At 72.4% G+C, this 16,579-nt stretch carries 13 protein-coding genes and 1 pseudogene; 6 read left to right on the top strand and 8 right to left on the bottom strand.

Going from position 1 to position 16,579, the window contains the following annotated elements; all coding sequences use genetic code 11:
• Positions 1-20 precede the first annotated feature (20 nt).
• On the bottom strand, positions 21-914 hold the full coding sequence (locus JL106_RS17665) for a hypothetical protein (protein ID WP_205262078.1): 894 nt from the start codon (positions 912-914) through the stop codon (positions 21-23).
• A 31-nt stretch (positions 915-945) separates the two neighbouring features.
• Here JL106_RS17665 and JL106_RS17660 point away from each other — a divergent pair, with 31 nt between their 5' ends.
• Positions 946-1,260, top strand: coding sequence for a hypothetical protein (locus JL106_RS17660; RefSeq protein WP_205262077.1), 315 nt, complete (start codon positions 946-948; stop codon positions 1,258-1,260).
• A gap of 8 nt (positions 1,261-1,268) precedes the next feature.
• On the opposite strand, the gene JL106_RS17655 is transcribed toward JL106_RS17660, so the two are convergent.
• Positions 1,269-3,353 (bottom strand): DUF4012 domain-containing protein, encoded by a 2,085-nt coding sequence (locus tag JL106_RS17655; protein WP_205262076.1) that lies wholly within the window; start codon positions 3,351-3,353, stop codon positions 1,269-1,271.
• 206 nt (positions 3,354-3,559) lie between these two features.
• Between JL106_RS17655 and JL106_RS17650 the strand changes: the two genes are divergently transcribed.
• Positions 3,560-4,306: a GAF and ANTAR domain-containing protein gene (locus JL106_RS17650; protein ID WP_205262075.1), complete on the top strand. Its 747-nt coding sequence runs from the start codon at positions 3,560-3,562 to the stop codon at positions 4,304-4,306.
• A gap of 13 nt (positions 4,307-4,319) precedes the next feature.
• Here JL106_RS17650 and JL106_RS22230 read toward each other — a convergent pair whose 3' ends face one another.
• Positions 4,320-5,375 carry a GGDEF domain-containing protein gene (locus JL106_RS22230; RefSeq protein ID WP_205262074.1) on the bottom strand — a complete coding sequence of 352 codons (1,056 nt, stop codon included), beginning with the start codon at positions 5,373-5,375 and terminating at the stop codon, positions 4,320-4,322.
• A 156-nt stretch (positions 5,376-5,531) separates the two neighbouring features.
• Between JL106_RS22230 and JL106_RS17640 the strand changes: the two genes are divergently transcribed.
• A complete protein-coding gene (locus tag JL106_RS17640) occupies positions 5,532-6,734 on the top strand; it encodes an NAD(P)/FAD-dependent oxidoreductase (RefSeq protein WP_205262073.1) in 1,203 nt (400 codons plus the stop codon).
• Between the two features lie 288 nt (positions 6,735-7,022).
• Here JL106_RS17640 and JL106_RS17635 read toward each other — a convergent pair whose 3' ends face one another.
• From JL106_RS17635 to opgC, 3 genes are all read right to left on the bottom strand, one after another.
• Positions 7,023-8,387 carry a ScyD/ScyE family protein gene (locus JL106_RS17635; protein ID WP_205262072.1) on the bottom strand — a complete coding sequence of 455 codons (1,365 nt, stop codon included), beginning with the start codon at positions 8,385-8,387 and terminating at the stop codon, positions 7,023-7,025.
• 265 nt (positions 8,388-8,652) lie between these two features.
• Positions 8,653-9,546, bottom strand: coding sequence for an Fpg/Nei family DNA glycosylase (locus JL106_RS17630; protein ID WP_205262071.1), 894 nt, complete (start codon positions 9,544-9,546; stop codon positions 8,653-8,655).
• Positions 9,547-9,913: 367 nt separating this feature from the next.
• Positions 9,914-11,077, bottom strand: a complete 1,164-nt coding sequence (opgC, locus tag JL106_RS17625) for an OpgC domain-containing protein (protein ID WP_205262070.1) — start codon at positions 11,075-11,077, stop codon at positions 9,914-9,916.
• A 323-nt stretch (positions 11,078-11,400) separates the two neighbouring features.
• Here opgC and JL106_RS22615 point away from each other — a divergent pair.
• Both JL106_RS22615 and JL106_RS17615 read left to right on the top strand, forming a co-directional pair.
• A pseudogene (locus JL106_RS22615) lies at positions 11,401-11,631 on the top strand (ArsR/SmtB family transcription factor); the annotation flags it as partial.
• Positions 11,580-12,080: a cation diffusion facilitator family transporter gene (locus tag JL106_RS17615; protein WP_236007908.1), complete on the top strand. Its 501-nt coding sequence runs from the start codon at positions 11,580-11,582 to the stop codon at positions 12,078-12,080. The pseudogene JL106_RS22615 and the gene JL106_RS17615, both read left to right, overlap by 52 nt.
• 103 nt (positions 12,081-12,183) lie before the next feature.
• On the opposite strand, the gene JL106_RS17610 is transcribed toward JL106_RS17615, so the two are convergent.
• Both JL106_RS17610 and JL106_RS17605 read right to left on the bottom strand, forming a co-directional pair.
• Entirely contained in the window at positions 12,184-13,515 is a 1,332-nt protein-coding gene (locus tag JL106_RS17610) for an SAM-dependent methyltransferase (RefSeq protein ID WP_205262067.1), read from the bottom strand.
• 234 nt (positions 13,516-13,749) lie between these two features.
• Positions 13,750-14,733 (bottom strand): CPBP family intramembrane glutamic endopeptidase, encoded by a 984-nt coding sequence (locus JL106_RS17605; protein ID WP_205262066.1) that lies wholly within the window; start codon positions 14,731-14,733, stop codon positions 13,750-13,752.
• 814 nt (positions 14,734-15,547) lie between these two features.
• Between JL106_RS17605 and JL106_RS17600 the strand changes: the two genes are divergently transcribed.
• Positions 15,548-16,456: a hypothetical protein gene (locus JL106_RS17600; RefSeq protein WP_205262065.1), complete on the top strand. Its 909-nt coding sequence runs from the start codon at positions 15,548-15,550 to the stop codon at positions 16,454-16,456.
• Positions 16,457-16,579 lie beyond the last annotated feature (123 nt).

Raw genomic sequence — 16,579 nt, 5'->3', positions numbered from 1 at the left:
GTTGTCAGGATCAGACAGCGTCAGCTGGAGACGTGCGTCCCCCGCCGACGGATCGCACCCCGGGTGCCGAAGAACAGCAGACCCAGGCCGGCGACCAGCGCGGTGCCGCCGATGGCCAGCGGAGCCGCGACGCTGGCGCCGGTGTTGGCCAGGCCCGAGCTGCTGGCGTAGGTGCCGGAGGCACCCTTGACGTAGGCCGCGGTGGTGGTGCTGGAGACCTCGGTCCAGGTCTCGTCCTCGACGTAGACCGTCTTGGAGCCCCAAGAGCCGGACTTGTCGCCCGTCACCTTCACCACGGTCTTGCCGGTGTGCTTCGGCGTGACGGTGAAGTTCACCACGCCGCCGTTGTCGGCAGCCACCGCGTAGGTCTCGACATCGCCGTTCACGTAGACCACGGTCACGGTGATCGGCTCGTTGGCGATGAAGCCGTCGCCCATGATCAGGGTGCCGTTGTTGATGATCACGGTGCCGTTGTTGGTCCCGATGACCACACCCACGTTGCCGTCACCGTCACCGTCACCGTCGCCCGGACCGGCGACGTCGTCGCCGACCGGAACCGACACCGACACCGACCGGCCGCTGGTCAGACCGGTGAAGGTGACCGTGTAGGTGCCTTCGGCCAGCGGCGTGAAGGAGATGGCCACCGAGCCGTCGGCCCCCGCGACCGCCGTACCGGTGATGGTCTCCATCTTCAGCGGGAACGCCTGACCGGCGCCACCACCGATCGACGGGCCCTCGATGGTGTAGGCGACCTCTTCGCCCGGGATGAAGGAGTTCGCCGGCACGGCCACGACGGCCGTCTCGCCGACGCCACCGGCGGACACGACCGGCTCGGCGCCGGGCGCCGGTGCCGGATAGTCATCGGTCGGCGCAGCGGTCGCGACGCCGGAGATCGCGACGAACGCGATCGGCATCGCAAGCAGAGGTGTAACGAGTTTGCGCAGCATGTGGTTTTCCGCCCCCATCGACGTGCTGTTCCCTGCGGGCAATCCGCCTGCCCCCCAGAGCTTCCGACGAAGGGAGCATATGTGGGTCTCGCCCGATGTGAAGTTGATGTTGGATGAGCAGATGCTGCTTGCTGCCACGGAAATCGACTCGAAGGTTTTGTTGTCATCCTTTCGAGAGCTGCTGGACTCGCCGCTGGCGCTACGCACCGTGACGATGCGCGACCGAACACCGGCTTCACATCCCCGACAGGTCAATCTGTGCTGTCGGTCACAGATCGTTCCCGACCCGGAACGCTGCGTGACAGACGTGTGAATGCAGGCTCACGCAGCGTCCGGGAGGCGACAGGTGCGATACGTGTCGATGGACGTCGAGGTGGTGTGGACGCCCGGCGTCAACACCAGGTCCGGCGTCACGTCGCTCGCCGTTCCGGCGCCCTCGACCGGCCCGAGCACCGTGAACTGCACCGTGGTCGACTCCCCCGGCGCCAGCTGCACCGTGGTCCAGGCAGCCTCGCGCGACTGGTCCTGCGAGCGCGTGAAGGTCGCGATGCCGTCGTCCTTGAGCACCCGCACCACGCCGCCACCCACCGGCGCGAAGGCGGTCACGTTGGTCTGCAGCACGTACGCCGTGCCCGCCTTCTGCAGACCCAGTACGTACTCGGGCAGGCCCGACGACGGCGCGTCGTACCGCAAGGTCACGTCGACCAGCAGTTCCCGCCGACCGTCGTCGGCGCACTTGCCCTCGGTGACGGCCACGTCCTGGTGCAGGTAGTAGCCGAGCTTGGCCCCGGTGCCGTCGTTCAGGAACACCCCGATGGTCGGCTGCTCGACGTCGGTGGACAGCGCCCCGGCCAGCATGGTGGCGCCGATGTCGGCCTGTTCGGTCGTGTCCGCGCTCCACAGCATCACCCGGCGCTCCCGGACGCCCTGAGCCAGGCCGTCCACCATTGCGGAGGCGTTCGCTGCGCCCGAGGCCACCCGGTTGAAGGCCAGCGCCGTGGCGGCGGCCAGGTAATCGTCGCGGTCGTTCTGCTGGCGCAGGTCCGGGAACTTCGCATAGACGTCCGACATCAGCACCTGGGCCACGTTGTCCGCGGTGAGCGTGACCCCGCCTCCCACGTCGATCGGCTCACTGCCCTTCATCAGGTACGAGAGCACCACCGGATCCACCGCCAGCACCCCGTCGATCGCCGTGCCCTTGCGCGCCGTGTACATCTGCGCGAACAGCGAGGCTGCGGTCGGGAAGTCGGGGGTGAAGTTGACGTCCTGCGGATAGATCGTCATCAGGTTCGAGTACAGCGCCCGCTGCTCCGGGCTGATGGTGGCGATCGGCGGGTCGAACGTGCCCAGCGTCCGGCTGGCCGCACCTTGGTCGAGGATCCTCACCCGACCCTGGTCGGCCTGCACCAACGCGTACGAGCCGAAGATGCCGCCGGTGGCCCGCGGCTCGGCCAGGTTCTGGAAGGCCACCAGGTACGTGCGTGGCCCGTCCGCGCCGAGCATCGGCGGCAGCAGCCGGGCGGCCCGCGCCCCCGTGCCGGTGATGCCGGCCGCCTGGTCGAGCTTGCCCCACAGCTCCAGGACCGCCTCGTTCACCGGCCCGACCAGGTCCGACCGGTCGATGGCGGCCATCCGCTGCCGCGAGTCGTTCACCACCTCGTCGGCCCGCTGGAGCAGCGGCGCCGCTGCCTGGATCGGGGCCAGGTCGATGGTGCTGTCCTCGGGTGCCAGCACCGACGGGTCGAGGGTGTCGGTGATCTGCACCATCGAGGGCATCACCTCGGTGGACAGCGCGTCGACCACCAGACCGACCTCGCGCACCGCGTCCAGCTGGTCGCCCACCCACGGCACCACGGTGGCCGCCCGGTACAGCGGATCGTCCACCGCGCTGCGCGCCGCCGACGCCTCCTCCCGCAGAGCGGCCACCGTCCGCGCCGTCGCATCCCGATCGATCGCGGCCAGGTCGTCCAGCTCGCCCTGCAGGTCGCTGACGTGCTCGGCCGCCGCGGTCAGGTGGGTGTAGGCCTGGTACGTCCGCCAGCCCACCCACGCGATCGAGCCGATGATCAGCACGCCCAGCCCGATCATCGACCAGGACAGGATCCGCTGCCGACGGGTGCGCTTGCGGCGCCGCTCCCGGCGCTCGGCCCGCTCCTGCGGGGTCAGCTTCCGCCGCTCGGCGAACTGCACCCCGCCGGTCGGCGGCTGGTACGTCCGGATGGCGAACCGGTCGGCGGTCTCGGAGTCCTCTGGGCTCGCCGGGCTCTCCGGGCTCTCGGCGCTCCCGCTGGGACCCGACCCGGGAACCCGGTCCGACCCGGCCGTCGTCGGCTCCGCCGCGTCACCGGCAGACTCCGCCGGATGATCTTCCGGGGTCGGATCCCCACTGCTGTGCTGCTTCACCATCGAACGCCACCCCGCATCGTCACGTCCGGTGACGGTATGGAGCACCCTGTAAAAGGGGCGAGAACTCAGCGTGGCGGATCCTTGGGGCGCCGCGAAGGACTTTGGCCCGCCGGCGATCGGTTCAGTAACCTGTGCCGTTGGATGCGATCACGGCGGCCGATCCACAACCCTGCGGTCCCGGGCCCGTGACATCGCCAGGAGCTGTCATGACCGACGACCGGGCCGGCGACGTCCGCGGCCACACCAGCAGTGGCGCGTCCGCGGACGCCGGACTCGCCCAGCGCCTCAGCGACCTGGCCCGGTCGCTGGAGGCCGAACCCGACCTCGACGAGACGTTGCAGCGCATCGTGCGCGCCGCCGTGGACAACATCCCGGGCGCGGCGCACGCCGGCGTCATGCTCATCGAGAAGCGCACGATCACGACGCCCGCCGGCTCCAGCGACCTGGTCGAGCGGGTCGACCAGGCGCAGTACGACACCGACCAGGGCCCGTGCCTGGACGCCATCAGGGACGACGCCACCGTCCGCGTCGAGGACATGTCCGCCGAGCAGCGCTGGCCGCAGTTCGCGCAGCGCGCCGCCGAGCTGGGCGTGCGCTCGATGCTGTCGTTCCAGCTGTTCGTCCGGGACCGCGACCTGGGCGCGCTGAATCTGTACGCCGAGGAGCCGCACGCCTTCGACAACGAGGCCGAGCAGGTCGGTCTCCTGCTGGCCAGCCACGCGGCGATCGCCATGATGGGCGCCCAGCAGCAACACCACATGCGTTCGGCGCTGGCCAACCGGGACCTCATCGGTCAGGCCAAGGGCGTCCTGATGGAGCGCTACAAGATCACCGCCGATCGGGCGTTCGCCCTGCTGGTCCGGGCCTCGCAGGAGAGCAACGCCAAGCTGCACGACGTGGCGCGGCAGGTCACCGAGACCGGACAGGACCCGGTGCGCCCCGCCCGGGTCTGAACGCCGAACTCGCTCAGGGCTGCTCGGTCGCGGCCAGCGACGACCGTTGCCCCAGCTGGTTGCGGCCGGCCCGCTTCGCGGCGTAGAGCACGGTGTCGGCCGCCGCGTACAGCGACCGCAGGTCGTGCGCATCGGTCGGAGCGTGGGCCACGCCCACGCTCAGCGTGACGGTCATTTCCAGCCCGTCGGAGCTGACGAACGGCGCCGTCCGCACGTCCTCGATGATCTGCTCGGCCCGCAGCAGACCGGCGGCCAGCGGTGCACCGGGCAGCAGCACGGCGATCTCGTCGCCGCCGATCCGGCACACGATGTCGTCCGGTCGCGAACGGGCCGTCAGCATCGTGGCCACCCAGCGCAGCACCTCGTCGCCGCACGGATGCCCGTACCGGTCGTTGATCTGCTTGAAGTGGTCGATGTCGATCAGGATCAGCACCGTGCCGTGATGGCTCTGCGCCCCGGTCAGCGCCGAGCGCGCCGCCTCGTCCAGCACCCGACGGGTGACCAGCCCGGTGAGCGGGTCGATCGCCGCCTGCCGGCGCAACTGGGCGACCAGCGCACACCGGGCGGCCTCGGACTTGGCGATGACCCAACCGCAGACGCCCAGGGCCACCGCCACGAACAGCAGGTTCAACACGGCCGGGCGACCGCCCGAGCTGCTGAACGCCACGATCCCGGCCCCGAGGATCGACAGTGCGGTGATGGCGCGCCCACCTGGCGGTGGCAACTGCGCCGCGGCGTACAGCACCGGACAGAAGAAGAACAGCAGGGATGCCGGCTGGTTCGGCAGCACGACGAGGTCGACCGCCACCAGCGCTGCCACCCCGAACACCGGGACGATCGCCCAGACCGCCGGGCGGGCCCGCGGCAGCAGCCGGGTCACCGGGACGACGAGCGCGGCTCCGACGGCGAACGCCGCGATGGTGAGGACGAGATGGGTGATCGAGGTCGACGGTGGGACCAACAGCAGCCCGATCACAGCTGCGGCCGAGGCCACCTGGTACACCACCCGGATGTCCCGCGCCGCGGCATCCGGCTCCCGTGGCTGCAGCCAGCGCACCGCTGTTCCCACGGCATCCCCCGATGTCGTCCGCTGCCGGCGGCCACCCGGCCGCCGACCGAACCCTCGACGCTACCGACGCCGCAGTGGCCGCGCAGTCGCCCGCAGTGGTCAAGTGCGGCGTACGGTCCGTGAGCGGCACACGACCGAACGGGGAACGAGACCGGCATGGCATCGACAACGGCGTACGACCACGTGCACCTCCTGGTCATCGGCGGCGGCCCCGCCGGCCACTCCGCCGTGGCCGGGTACCGCGACGACGACGGCCCCGGCCGGGTGCTGCTGGTCAGCGACGACCAGGCGCAGCCGTACAACCGGCCGCCGCTGTCCAAGGACTACCTGCGCGGCGAGACCGATGAGGCCGAGTTGTGGCTGGACGGGCGCGGTTACTACGAGGAACACGACATCGAGCTGTGGCTGGACGATCCGGTCGTCTCGCTGGACGCGGGCGCCCGGGTGGCCCGCACCGCCTCCGGCCGTTCCGTCGCGTACGAGCAGTGCGTGCTGGCCACCGGCTGCCGGCCCGCGGTGCTGCCGATCCCCGGCGGCGGCCACCCGGACGTGCTGCAGCTGCGGTTCCTGGACCAGGCCCAGGAGCTCCGCGGCCGGGCCGAGCGCGCGGCCAGTGCGGTGGTGGTCGGGTCCGGGTTCATCGGCTGCGAGGCCGCCATGTCACTGGCCCTGCGCGGCCTCGCGGTCACCATGGTCTCGTCCGAACCGCTGCCGCAGCGACACCGGCTCGGCCAGGCCGCCGCCGAGCGCATCGCCACCTGGCTCGCCGACGCCGGCGTGCACCTCATCGGCGACGCGCACGTCGCCGCCATCGAGGACGGCCGCGCGGTGCACCTCGAGGACGGCCGGTCCGTGACCGCCGACCTGGTGCTCACCGCCGTCGGCGTCGACCCGCAGACCCAACTGGCCGCCGACGCCGGCTGCACGCTGGACGGCGACCGGGTGGTGGTCGACGAGCACCTGGCCACCGGCATCCCCGGCCTGTTCGCCGCGGGCGACATCGCCTTCGCCCGGAACGCCACCGCCGGACGGCATCTGGCGGTCGAACACTGGGGCGAGGCGACCATCATGGGCGAGATCGCCGGCGAGAACGCGGCCGGCGCCACCGAGGCATGGGGCGACGTGCCCGGCTTCTGGTCCGAGATCGGCCCGCACACGCTCAAGTACGGCGCCTGGGGCGACGGCTGGGATCGGGACGTCCTCGTCGAGCACCCCGACGGCGGGTGGACCGTCTGGTACACCCGCGACCAGGACGGCCAGCAGGTGACGGTCGGCGTGCTGACCTCCGAGGCCGACGCCGACTACGACCACGGCTGCGAGCTGGTCGCGGCCGGGGCGCCGCTGCCGGCGTTGGGCTGAGCACCCGGTGGGCCGCCGGCCGAGACGGTGAAGATCTGCCTGGCATCCGCCGGTGCCTCCGCGTGGTGCCGCCGGAATTTCCCGAGCATGACCGGGCTGTCGGCGACCGACCTGCAGGACATGCCGGCTCCGCCGCCGTCTGGCCCGACGCGGGAACTGCCACCGCGAGCATCGACAGACCCGGCACGGCCACCGACACCTCTCCGCGTTCATCGGCGGACCGAGACGCCCGGACCGCCCGCCGCGCCGAGATGCTCGGCGGAACGGACGGTCCGGATGTGTGTCGCGTCAGCTCGTCGGCAGCGGGGCCACCACCGGCAGCGGCTGACTGTCACCGCGCCTGGGGAACCCGATCCTCCACACCGCACCGGGCGGGGTGGCCGGGGCGACCTCGGAGGCCGACGACCCATCCTCGTCGGAGAGACTCCACGCCGAGACGAACACATTGCCCCGCCGATCGACGACCAGGCCGGCCGGGAAGGGCACGTCCTGCGAGACGTAGGTGTCGTCGCGGGTGTCGACCCGGACCACCGTCCCGGGCGGACCGGCCGGCGGCTCCTCCGGCGCGGCGACCGGGGGCTCCCCTCCGGGAGGACCACCGGGGCCCTCCGGCCCGAACAGCTGCGAGACGTACAGGTACTTGCCGTCCACGGCGATGCCGGTCACGGCGGTGAAGCCGTCCCACCGGTCCAGCTCAGTGCCGTCCTGGTCGTACTTGACCACCGCGCCGTACCCGGGTGCCAGCGCACCCAGCCCGCCGACGTAGATGTTGCCCCACTTGTCCTGGGCCAACGAGGTCGGCACGAACTCCGGCACGCCCTCCTCCGGCGGGTACACCGACCACACCTCGAACGTCGGCGTCGGCAGGCCCCGGTCGTCCAGGTGGCCGAAGTCCGCGGTGACCAGCCAGACGGCGTTCGCGCCCGCGTCCGCGACCAGAGCCTTGGCGATGTCACCCTCGCGACCCAGGTACAGCACGCCGTACGGGTTCGAGTCGATGGCGCCGCCGTCGGGGTTCAGCGCCTGCTCCGCCGCGGCGATGCTCACGTACGGGATCAGCGAGTTGCTGTCCGGAATGCCGACGACCAGGTTGCCCAGCTGCTCGATGCCGGGGACCGTCAGGTCGGGCGGGATGGGCCCGTAGGTGATCGGGACCAGGACCTCACCGGTCTCGGTCCAGGCGGCCGCGTCCGACCCGGTCGCCCCGGACCCGTCCGGCGCGGCGGCCGACAGGAACCCGGTCAGCACCCGGTTCGGCGCCGAACCCTCGACCCGGCTGGGCCGGTCGACGGTGGACACCGAGCCGGTGAGCCCCAGGCAGACCTCGCCCTCCGGCCCGGTCAGGCACGGACCGTCGCCGCCCCGGCCGGCCTCGGCGATGACCAGGGTGCCGCCGGCCCGTCCCTGCCAGGACAGCCCACGCGGGTTGTTCAGGCCGTTGACCACGACCACCGGATCGGGGGTCTCCCCGTTGCCGTGGTCGCCACCGTGCCAGTCACCGTGCCAGCCACCGTGCCAGCGCCACGGGTCGTCGTCACTCCACCTGCCGTGGTCGCCCCACCCGTCCCCGCCGGCCGCGGCCGGTGGCGCGAACGCCACCACTGCAGCGAGACCGATCGCGGTGGTGGCGGCCAGGCTGATTGTTCGCCGCATCGTCGAACCCCCTCGACACCGGCCCCAGCGATCCCAGACCCGGTGTCCCCACTCCGCTGTGAGGACGGGCGCGCACCGGTGCCCGCCCAGACTAGGAAGGTCACGCCCCGGTGGAGATCGACTTCGGGGCAAGCACCCGAGCGCCGCAGAGGTGCGTTCGTTCGGAGCAGTCTGTGAAGATCCTTTGACGTTCCGGGGCGCTGCCGGTGTCCGCCGGCGGTGCATCACCGGCCGTCGGGCTGCTCACGACGTGTCGGTGCGTCGGTTACTTGACCAGGCGCGAACGTCGCCGATCGGCCAGCAACCGGCCGCCGGTCTGGCAGGTCGGGCAGTACTGGAACGAGCGGTCGGTGAACGACACCTCGGCCACCGTGTCCCCACACACCGGGCAGGGCAGGCCGGTCCGCGCGTGCACCCGCAGTCCGGTGCGCTTCTCCCCCTTCAGCCGCGCCGCCTGCATCCCCTCGGTGCGCGACACCGCGTCGGTCAGCACGTCGTGCACCGCGTCGGCCAGCCGGTCCAGCTCCTCGCCGGTCAGCTTCGACGCCGTCGCGAACGGCGACAGCTTGGCCACGTGCAGGATCTCGTCGGAGTAGGCGTTGCCGATGCCGGCCAGCACGGCCTGGTCGGTGATCACCGTCTTGATCCGCCCGCTCTGCCCGGCGAACCGCTCCTTGAACCCGGCCGCGTCGAGCGTCAACGCGTCCGGACCGAGCCGGGCGATGCCCGGGACCTGCTGCGGATCCCGGCCGATCGCCACGTTCACCGACTTGCGGGTACCGGCCTCGGTGAGGTCGAAGCCGCCCGTGGGGAACCGCATCCGCAGCGCCACCGGCCCGCCCATCTTCGGCGGCGTCGCGCTCGGGTTGTCCGACCAGCGCAGCCAGCCGGCCCGGGCCAGGTGGATGACGACGTGCAGCTCCGGATCATCGGTGGCGCCTGGACTGCTGTCGCTGGTCGGGCCGGGCACCGTGACGATGTCCAGGAACTTGCCGTGCCGGGTCGCGTGGCTGACCGTGCGCCCGACCAGCGCCGTCGGCGGCGGCTCGTACGTGGTCAGCACGTTCATCGCGGCGACGTTGACGGCCAGCACCGGCTGACCGCCGGCATGCTCGGTCACGAACGACGCCAGCGCCGTCACCTCGGGCAGTTCGGGCATGCCCGACAGTGTGCCCTCAGCGTGATCGGGTCGGGAAGGACGGTCGGTGGTGATCCATACAGTGATCGCACCTCACTCCGAGGGGCGCTGCCGGAAGGTCCGGTCGGAAGCGCGCCCAGGAGGGAGGTGGTGCGGGTGGATGAACACGATCCGCCGCGACAGCCGAAAGCCCCGATCGACTGGGCCAAGTGGTTGACAGCCGTTGGCTCAGTCGTCGGGGCGATCGTTGCTGTGGTCCGGTCCCTGACAGGGGGCTGAGCCCGTACCAGGGGAGTCGTCGGCGGCCACCGGCGGCTCCCCGCCCACGATAGTCGTCGGCGCGGACCGCGTCGATGGTCGCCGCAGGTCGGTGGGCATCGTTCGCGCGTCAGGGCACCGGGGCGGGTGGCCGGGCGCGACGGCGGTCGCGGACCAGACACCACACCCAGCACAGCACCAGCACGTCGAACGCGTACAGCGTGGCCAGCAACGAGGCGCCCTCGAGGCGGAAGACGCTCGGCGTCAGCAGCACGACGGTCGACAGGATCAGGTAGCAGTCCAGGGCGTGCCGGCCGAGCCGGGCGAACGGCGAGGCCACCATCGGCACCGTGTCGAGCAGCCAGGCCGCCGCCGGCCGCAGCACCAGGAAGGCCAGCAGGGCCATGACGATCGTGCCCAGCCCGAGTCGTCCCTCCAGGAAGAGCGACTGCACCGACGTGCGCCAGATCGCCGTCGGCCCCTCGGTGACCGCGTAGCCCAGCACGACGAACAGCGCCAGCGCGACGGCCGCGGCGGCGATCACCCGCACGTTGCCGACCAGGGACTGCACCCGTTCGCTGCGCCAGTGCCAGCCGATGGTCAGCCCGACCAGGAACAGCAGCTGCCAGCAGGCCCAGTTCACCGCGCCCGGTACACCGGGGAACTGCGGGAAGGTGAAGGTCGAGCGGGGCAGGGCGGTGGAGCCCTCGCCGACGACGTAGCCGACGGCGTACAGCACCAGCGATCCGCCGACGACCAGCGGCCACCAGCCCCGGCGCAGGGCCAGCACCGCGGGCACGGCCAGCAGCAGGCACACCACGTACAGCGACAGGATGGACACCAGCGGCGGCGAGATCCGCAGGGTCAGCGCGGCCCAGATGGTCGGGCCGAGGCCGCCGACCCCGTCGACCGAGGCCAGCGGTCGCGGTGCCAGCGTGCTGGTCCTTTCCGGGTCCACCGCGGCGATCACCAGCGCGAGCACCACCAGGAACAGGTGGGCCAGGTAGATCAGCCCCGCCCGCCGCAGCAGCGTCCTCGTCACCACGCCGGTGGGCCGGTCGGCCCGGGATCGCTGCACCACGCCCAGCACCAGGCCGGAGAGGAAGACGAACCCGACCGCGCCGTCGATCCACACCGCCGCGTGCAACACCTCGTACGGCAGGCTGCCGGCGGCCAGGTGCGCCGTCGTCATGCTGACGATGCACAGCCCCCGCAGCACGTCGAACGCGGCGATGCGTCGCGGCGCCACCGGGGGGGCGTCCGCCGGCTCGGTCACCTCTGTGCGCTCGGACATCGGCCTCCCCCGCGGCGTCCGGTCCACCCGGGTCGGGCGTCTCGCAGGACCCAGCATAGGAACGCGGTGTCAGCTCGGCGTTGCTCGATCAGCGGGTCGGCGCCGGGGTGCCGCCGCTCAGCTGGAGCGGACGGGCAACGCCCTCGGCGGCATCGACCGTTCGACCGGTCAGGTCGTCGATCAGCGCATCTGCTGGCGCGGCATCCACCGTCGCGGCTCCACCGCGGCAGCCCGTCACGCCTTCCAGCGCTCGAGGCCCGGATGTCCACCGATCGCCGCACCCCCGTGACCGCACCCCGGCTCGGATCATTTGATATCTGCGCATGGATGCAGACAAGCAGGCATGCCGGCGCGTGCTCGCCGCCGACCAGGTCGCTCTGGCCGTCGAGGTGTTCCGCATGCTGGCCGACCCGACGCGGGTCCAGCTGCTGTGGTCCCTCATCGACCGCGAGCTGCCGGTCAACGAGCTCGCCGCCCAGCTCAACCGCCTCGGCCCGGCGGTCTGGCAGCACCTGGCGAAACTGCGCATGGCGCGGCTGGTCTCGACCCGGCGCTCGGTTCCGCTGCCCTGGTCGCCGACGGTCTGCACGCCCGCACCGACGGCCTCACCTCGCTGGCCGTCGTGCTCGGCGCGCTCGGCGTGTGGGTCGGCTGGCCCGCCGCCGACCCGGTCTCCGGCATCGTCATCGCCGTGGCCATCCTGCTGGTGCTGAGCACCGCCGGGCGCGAGGTGTTCCGGCGGCTGCTCGACGGCGTGGAGCCGCAGCTCGTCGAGACGGTCGCGGATGCCCTGCGCACCACGCCGGGCGTCCGCGGCGTCCGGCGCGTGCGCATGCGTTGGTCGGGCCACCAGCTCCGCGGCGAGGCCGACATCGAGGTGGACCCGGCCCTGACCGCGCTGCAGGCCCAGGGCGTCGCCCATGCCGCCGAACAGCACGCCGTCAGCCACACCCGACGGCTGACCGAGCTGACCGTGCACACCAGTCCGGCAGGGGGGCCCTGAGCGGTCGGCTCGGGGAAGACCCGCACAACGACTCGCGCGGGAGCGCGGGTCTTCACCAAGAAGAGGTCCGGGCGACACGGGGTACGCGCCAACCCGGTGAGGATCAGGCCCGGCCGATGCCCAGCTGCCAGTCGTCCAGGTAGTCCGCGGCGAAGCCGGCCTGCGAGTAGGTCAGGTAGAAGTTCCACATCCGGATGAACGTCTCGTCGAAGCCGAGCTCGCGGATCCGGGGCAGCTGCTCGTTGAAGCGGTGCCGCCACAGCTCGAGGGTGATCGCGTACGAACGGCCCAGCCGGCGGCTCTCCAGGATGCGCCGGTCGGTGTGCTCGACCAGGGTGCCTTCGATGGCCCGCAGTGACGGCAGCGCGCCGCCCGGGAACACGTACTTGTGCACCCAGGTGTAGCTGTTGCGCGTCTCGATCATCCGGTCGTGCCCGATGGTGATGGCCTGCAGACCGAAGCGACCGGACTCGGTGAGCACCCGCGCGACCGCGCGGAAGTAGTCGGGCCAGTACCGCTCGCCGACCGCCTCGATCATCTCGACGCTCACCACGGCGTCGTACCCGCCGGGGTTGGCCGCAGCGTGCGTGCGGTAGTCCTCGAGCCGGACCTCGATCCGGTCGGCCAGCCCGGCCGCGGCGATCCGCTCCCGGGCGAGCGCCTGCTGCTCCTCCGACAACGTCAGCGTGGTCACCGTGACGTCGCGCTCGGCCACCGCGCGCAGGGCCAGTGCTCCCCAGCCCGAGCCGATCTCCAGCACCCTCATCCCGGGGGCCACCCGAGCCAGGTCGAGCACGCCGTCGATCTTCCGCAGCTGCGCGGTCTGCAGGTCGTCACCCGGTTCGAACCAGGCCGCCGAGTACGTCAGCGTCGGGTCCAGGAACGTCTCGAACAGATCGTTGGACAGGTCGTAGTGCCGGTGGATGTTCTCCCGGGCGTTGGTCGGGGTGTTGTCCTCCGACGCCGGCGGCCGGTGCTGCCAGTACTTGCGCAGCTTCTGCAGCGGCGCCGGCACCAGCATGGTGAGCCGGCTGGCCAGCACGGTGAGCACCTCGGCCAGTTCGTCGGTGGCCTCGTTGATCTGCCCCGCGCTCGCGGTCATCGTCCCGGCCGGCTGGTCGGCGAGCGGCGCGGCCCACCCGCCGGTGGTGATGTCCCCGGTCATCCACGCCTCGCCCAGGCCGATCAGCCCGTCCCGGCCGAGCCGGGCGAAGAACGCCTCGGGCCGGACGACCTGCAGCCGCGGACCGCCGGTCCCCCAGCTGCTGCCGTCCGGGAAGGCGACGGTCAGCGGCAGGTTGCGGGCGGCACCCTGCAGCACACGGCGCGCGACGGCGGCGTGCAGTCCCGAGCTGGGCACGTCGAACAGTCCGGGCCAGACGCCACGGGCGGGTTGCGGCATCGCGCCGCCACGAGCAGGACTCAGCAGAGCCATGACCAGATCCGTTCCTGTCACCGAGGTGGAACCCACACGGCCAGGGCGGAGCGACGGTGCGCCGACCCTGGCGAATGCCGATACAGGATGCATCCGCCCCCACGACACGTGGTCGCGGGGGCGCGCGACCTCGTGATCGCGATCATCCGGCGACGGTTGTACCGCGCCGACCAGGTGATCTCAATCGCGCCGTCCCGATCAGCCGCAGGTGATCAGCCGTGATCAGGATGGCGTTCAGGCGAAGGCGAGCGGCAGCAGCGCGGTGGCGTTGAACACGACGTGGCCGACGATGGCCGGGCCGATCCGCCGGTAGTGCATCGACACCAGCCCGAACGCGACGCCGCCCAGCAGCAGGGTCGGAGCCAGGGTGACGAGCGAGACCACGTCGGTGACCTCTGGGAAGTGCAGGAACGCGAACAGCGACGAGGTGATCCACACGGCCGCCATGCGCCGGTCCCGCGGCCGGCGGCCGCGGCGGGCGTCGGCCCGTTGCAGGGTGGCCAGCGCCGACCGCAACCCGAGTCCGCGGAAGAAGACCTCCTCGATGAGCGGGCCCAGCAGCCCGACGAACAGCACCAGCAGCGCGATGAGCATCGGGTTGCCGCCCGCCTGCCCGGAGAACGGCACGTTCCCACTCGGTCGGCTGGCGGTGACGCCCTGGACGAGCAGCGTGATCACGACCGCCGCCACCCGCAGCCCCACCCCGAGCCCCAGTCCGACGGCCAGGTCGATCCACCGGAACCGCAGCCCGAGATCCCGGGCGAAGCTGCCGGTGCCGTGCGCCCGGACCGCCCACCAGCAGGTGCCGACCAGCCCGATCCAGATGGGCAGCACCCCGAACACCAGGGTGACGCTGACCGACGAGACGGACCGGACGTCGCTGAGCTGCAGCACCGTCTGCACGCCGGTGGTGACCAGCAGGATGACGCCGAACGCGGCCAGCACGTCCCGCAACGACCAGCCGGTGCGCTGCGGTGCGGACGGCGGTAGGGACTGGGGCGCCGGGTCGGACCCGGGCCGCTGCCGGTCGGCCGGTCGGTCCCCGGCGGCGGGCACTGGGCTCGGCTGCGGGATCGACAGTGGGATCGACAGTTGGATCGACAGCGGGATCGGCAGGTGGATCGGCTCGGTGATCGGCGGGGCGGTCGGCTGGTCGGCTCCGGCCGGCGGCTGACCCGGTCCGCCGGGTGGCTGACCGGCGCGGGCGGGCGGGGGCATCCAGGGGTCCGGCCGCGGTGGGTCACCGAGTCCGGCGGTGGATGCTGCGGCCGCGCGGGGCTGGTCGATCGGGCCGGACTCCGACATGGGCACGTCCTTCTTGCACATCCGCCGCACGTCCGCCGTCGGTCGGTGGACCTGGCGACCATGGTCGCAGGGCTTCGGCTCGGGCGAAGCACCGTGCCGACCCAGGCACCTGATGATCACCGACCGTGCCGGGTGGTCGGCCGTCGTCGCTGTTCAGCGGCGACGGCACCGCCCGGTGCGGCGACCCGACCGAGATCCGGTGGTACACCACACGATCAACGATGCCCCTACGCCATGAAGTTGCCATATCGAAGCTCGACACGACGTCCGATCAGGTGAAAGGCTGGGGCCGAGTGGGGTTGCCGCGCGTCGGGGGGTGCGAAGTGATCGCCGGCCGCACGTGACGGCCGGACCAACAACCCCATCCAGCACGAGGGGGTCAGCAGTGGTCACGCGAGAGTCGCGGTCGGTCGGTCTGCACGCTGCGCCGGACGACGGGAGCGGAAGCACAGCAGCCGATCACGGTGAGTCGGGCGGACGGCACGCCGCCGGCACGCCCGGGCCCGACGTCCGGGCCGAGGCAGCCACCTCGGTCCCACCCTCCGGGTTCAGCCGGTCCGCGGCCCTGACCGCGTTGCTCGAGGAGTACCGCACCGCCGACGCGGCGCAGGGCGTCACGATGCGTTCGACGCTCCCACACCCCCGGTCTGCCCCGATCCGAACCGGCGGTGCGGCACCGGGTCCGGCTGCGGTCAGGCGGCCGGTCGCGAACCCCTCGGTCGTGCCCGTGGCGCCCATCTCCGCGGCCGAGACCCAATGGCCCGACCTGACCACCGAACTGCTCGGGCCGGCCGAGGAGGAACCACCCGTCGACCCGTCCGCCGAGCTGCCGTCCATGCCCACCAGCCCGCCGCCCGCGTCGTCCGGACGCCCGCCCGGCCGTCGTCGCACGCTCGCCGCGGTGGTGGGCGCCGCGGCCGTGGTCGTGACCGGCGTGGTCATCACCTTCGAGGTGACCGGTGGCGCCGTGGATCCGGCGGGTGTGGATGTCCCGTCGTCGACCACGGCACCGCCGACCTCGGCCACCGCGGTGCGCTCGGTGCAGGTGGTGGCACCCACCACCGAGCAGGTGGCCGCCGCGACCACGGCGGTGCCGTCGGCGGTGTCATCCGAGGTGACGTCCGCGGATCCGGCTCAGGCCCCGGTGGCGTCCGCGGCCGTCCCGGTCACGGACGCCGCCGCTGTCCCGCCAGCGGCTCCCGCTCCGGCGCCGCCGTCCGCCGCACCCGCCCGCCCCGCCGAGGCTGCTCCGTCGCCGCGGTCGCGCACTCCGCGGACCGAGGCCCCGGTCGCACCGGAGCCGGCGCCGAATGCGGCACCGCCCGAGCTGACCGAGGGCCGGAACGTCGAGCGACGTCCGACCGCCTCCTCTGCTCAGCCGCCCGCCGCTCCGCCTCCGGCGGCACCCGCAGCCCCGGCCGCTCCGGCCGTGCCCGCGGCCCCAGCGGCACCGCCGGCCGAGAGCCCTCGGCAGGGTGGCACCGTCGTGATCGTGCCGGCCGTGCCGGACCCGGAGACCCGGACCGTGCCGTCGGTGCCGTCGATGCCGTCGATGCCGTCGATCGAGGTGTCACTGCCCGGCTACGGCGGCGCCCCACCGGCCGACGACCCCCGCGGCACCGACCGGCGCCGCTGAGCGCCGGCACGTCCGACCCCTGAGCGACGAGGTCCGACCCTCGACCGACGGGTCCGCCCGGTCACCAGCGCCCGACGCGTCCAGGCCGCGGAGGCGCCCGGACAACGAGAGATCCCCCGGTCG

Source organism: Nakamurella leprariae, from assembly GCF_016918035.1.
GTDB lineage: Bacteria > Actinomycetota > Actinomycetes > Mycobacteriales > Nakamurellaceae > Nakamurella > Nakamurella leprariae.
This window is presented reverse-complemented; position numbering and strand designations above follow the sequence as displayed.

Coding starts and splice junctions, on each gene's coding strand:
- JL106_RS17665 (WP_205262078.1), bottom strand. CDS start 914: ATGCCGATCGCGTTCGTCGCGATCTCCGGCGTCGCGACCGCTGCGCCG.
- JL106_RS17660 (WP_205262077.1), top strand. CDS start 946: ATGTGGTTTTCCGCCCCCATCGACGTGCTGTTCCCTGCGGGCAATCCG.
- JL106_RS17655 (WP_205262076.1), bottom strand. CDS start 3,353: ATGGTGAAGCAGCACAGCAGTGGGGATCCGACCCCGGAAGATCATCCG.
- JL106_RS17650 (WP_205262075.1), top strand. CDS start 3,560: ATGACCGACGACCGGGCCGGCGACGTCCGCGGCCACACCAGCAGTGGC.
- JL106_RS17640 (WP_205262073.1), top strand. CDS start 5,532: ATGGCATCGACAACGGCGTACGACCACGTGCACCTCCTGGTCATCGGC.
- JL106_RS17635 (WP_205262072.1), bottom strand. CDS start 8,387: ATGCGGCGAACAATCAGCCTGGCCGCCACCACCGCGATCGGTCTCGCT.
- JL106_RS17630 (WP_205262071.1), bottom strand. CDS start 9,546: ATGCCCGAACTGCCCGAGGTGACGGCGCTGGCGTCGTTCGTGACCGAG.
- opgC (WP_205262070.1), bottom strand. CDS start 11,077: ATGTCCGAGCGCACAGAGGTGACCGAGCCGGCGGACGCCCCCCCGGTG.
- JL106_RS17610 (WP_205262067.1), bottom strand. CDS start 13,515: ATGGCTCTGCTGAGTCCTGCTCGTGGCGGCGCGATGCCGCAACCCGCC.
- JL106_RS17605 (WP_205262066.1), bottom strand. CDS start 14,733: ATGCCCCCGCCCGCCCGCGCCGGTCAGCCACCCGGCGGACCGGGTCAG.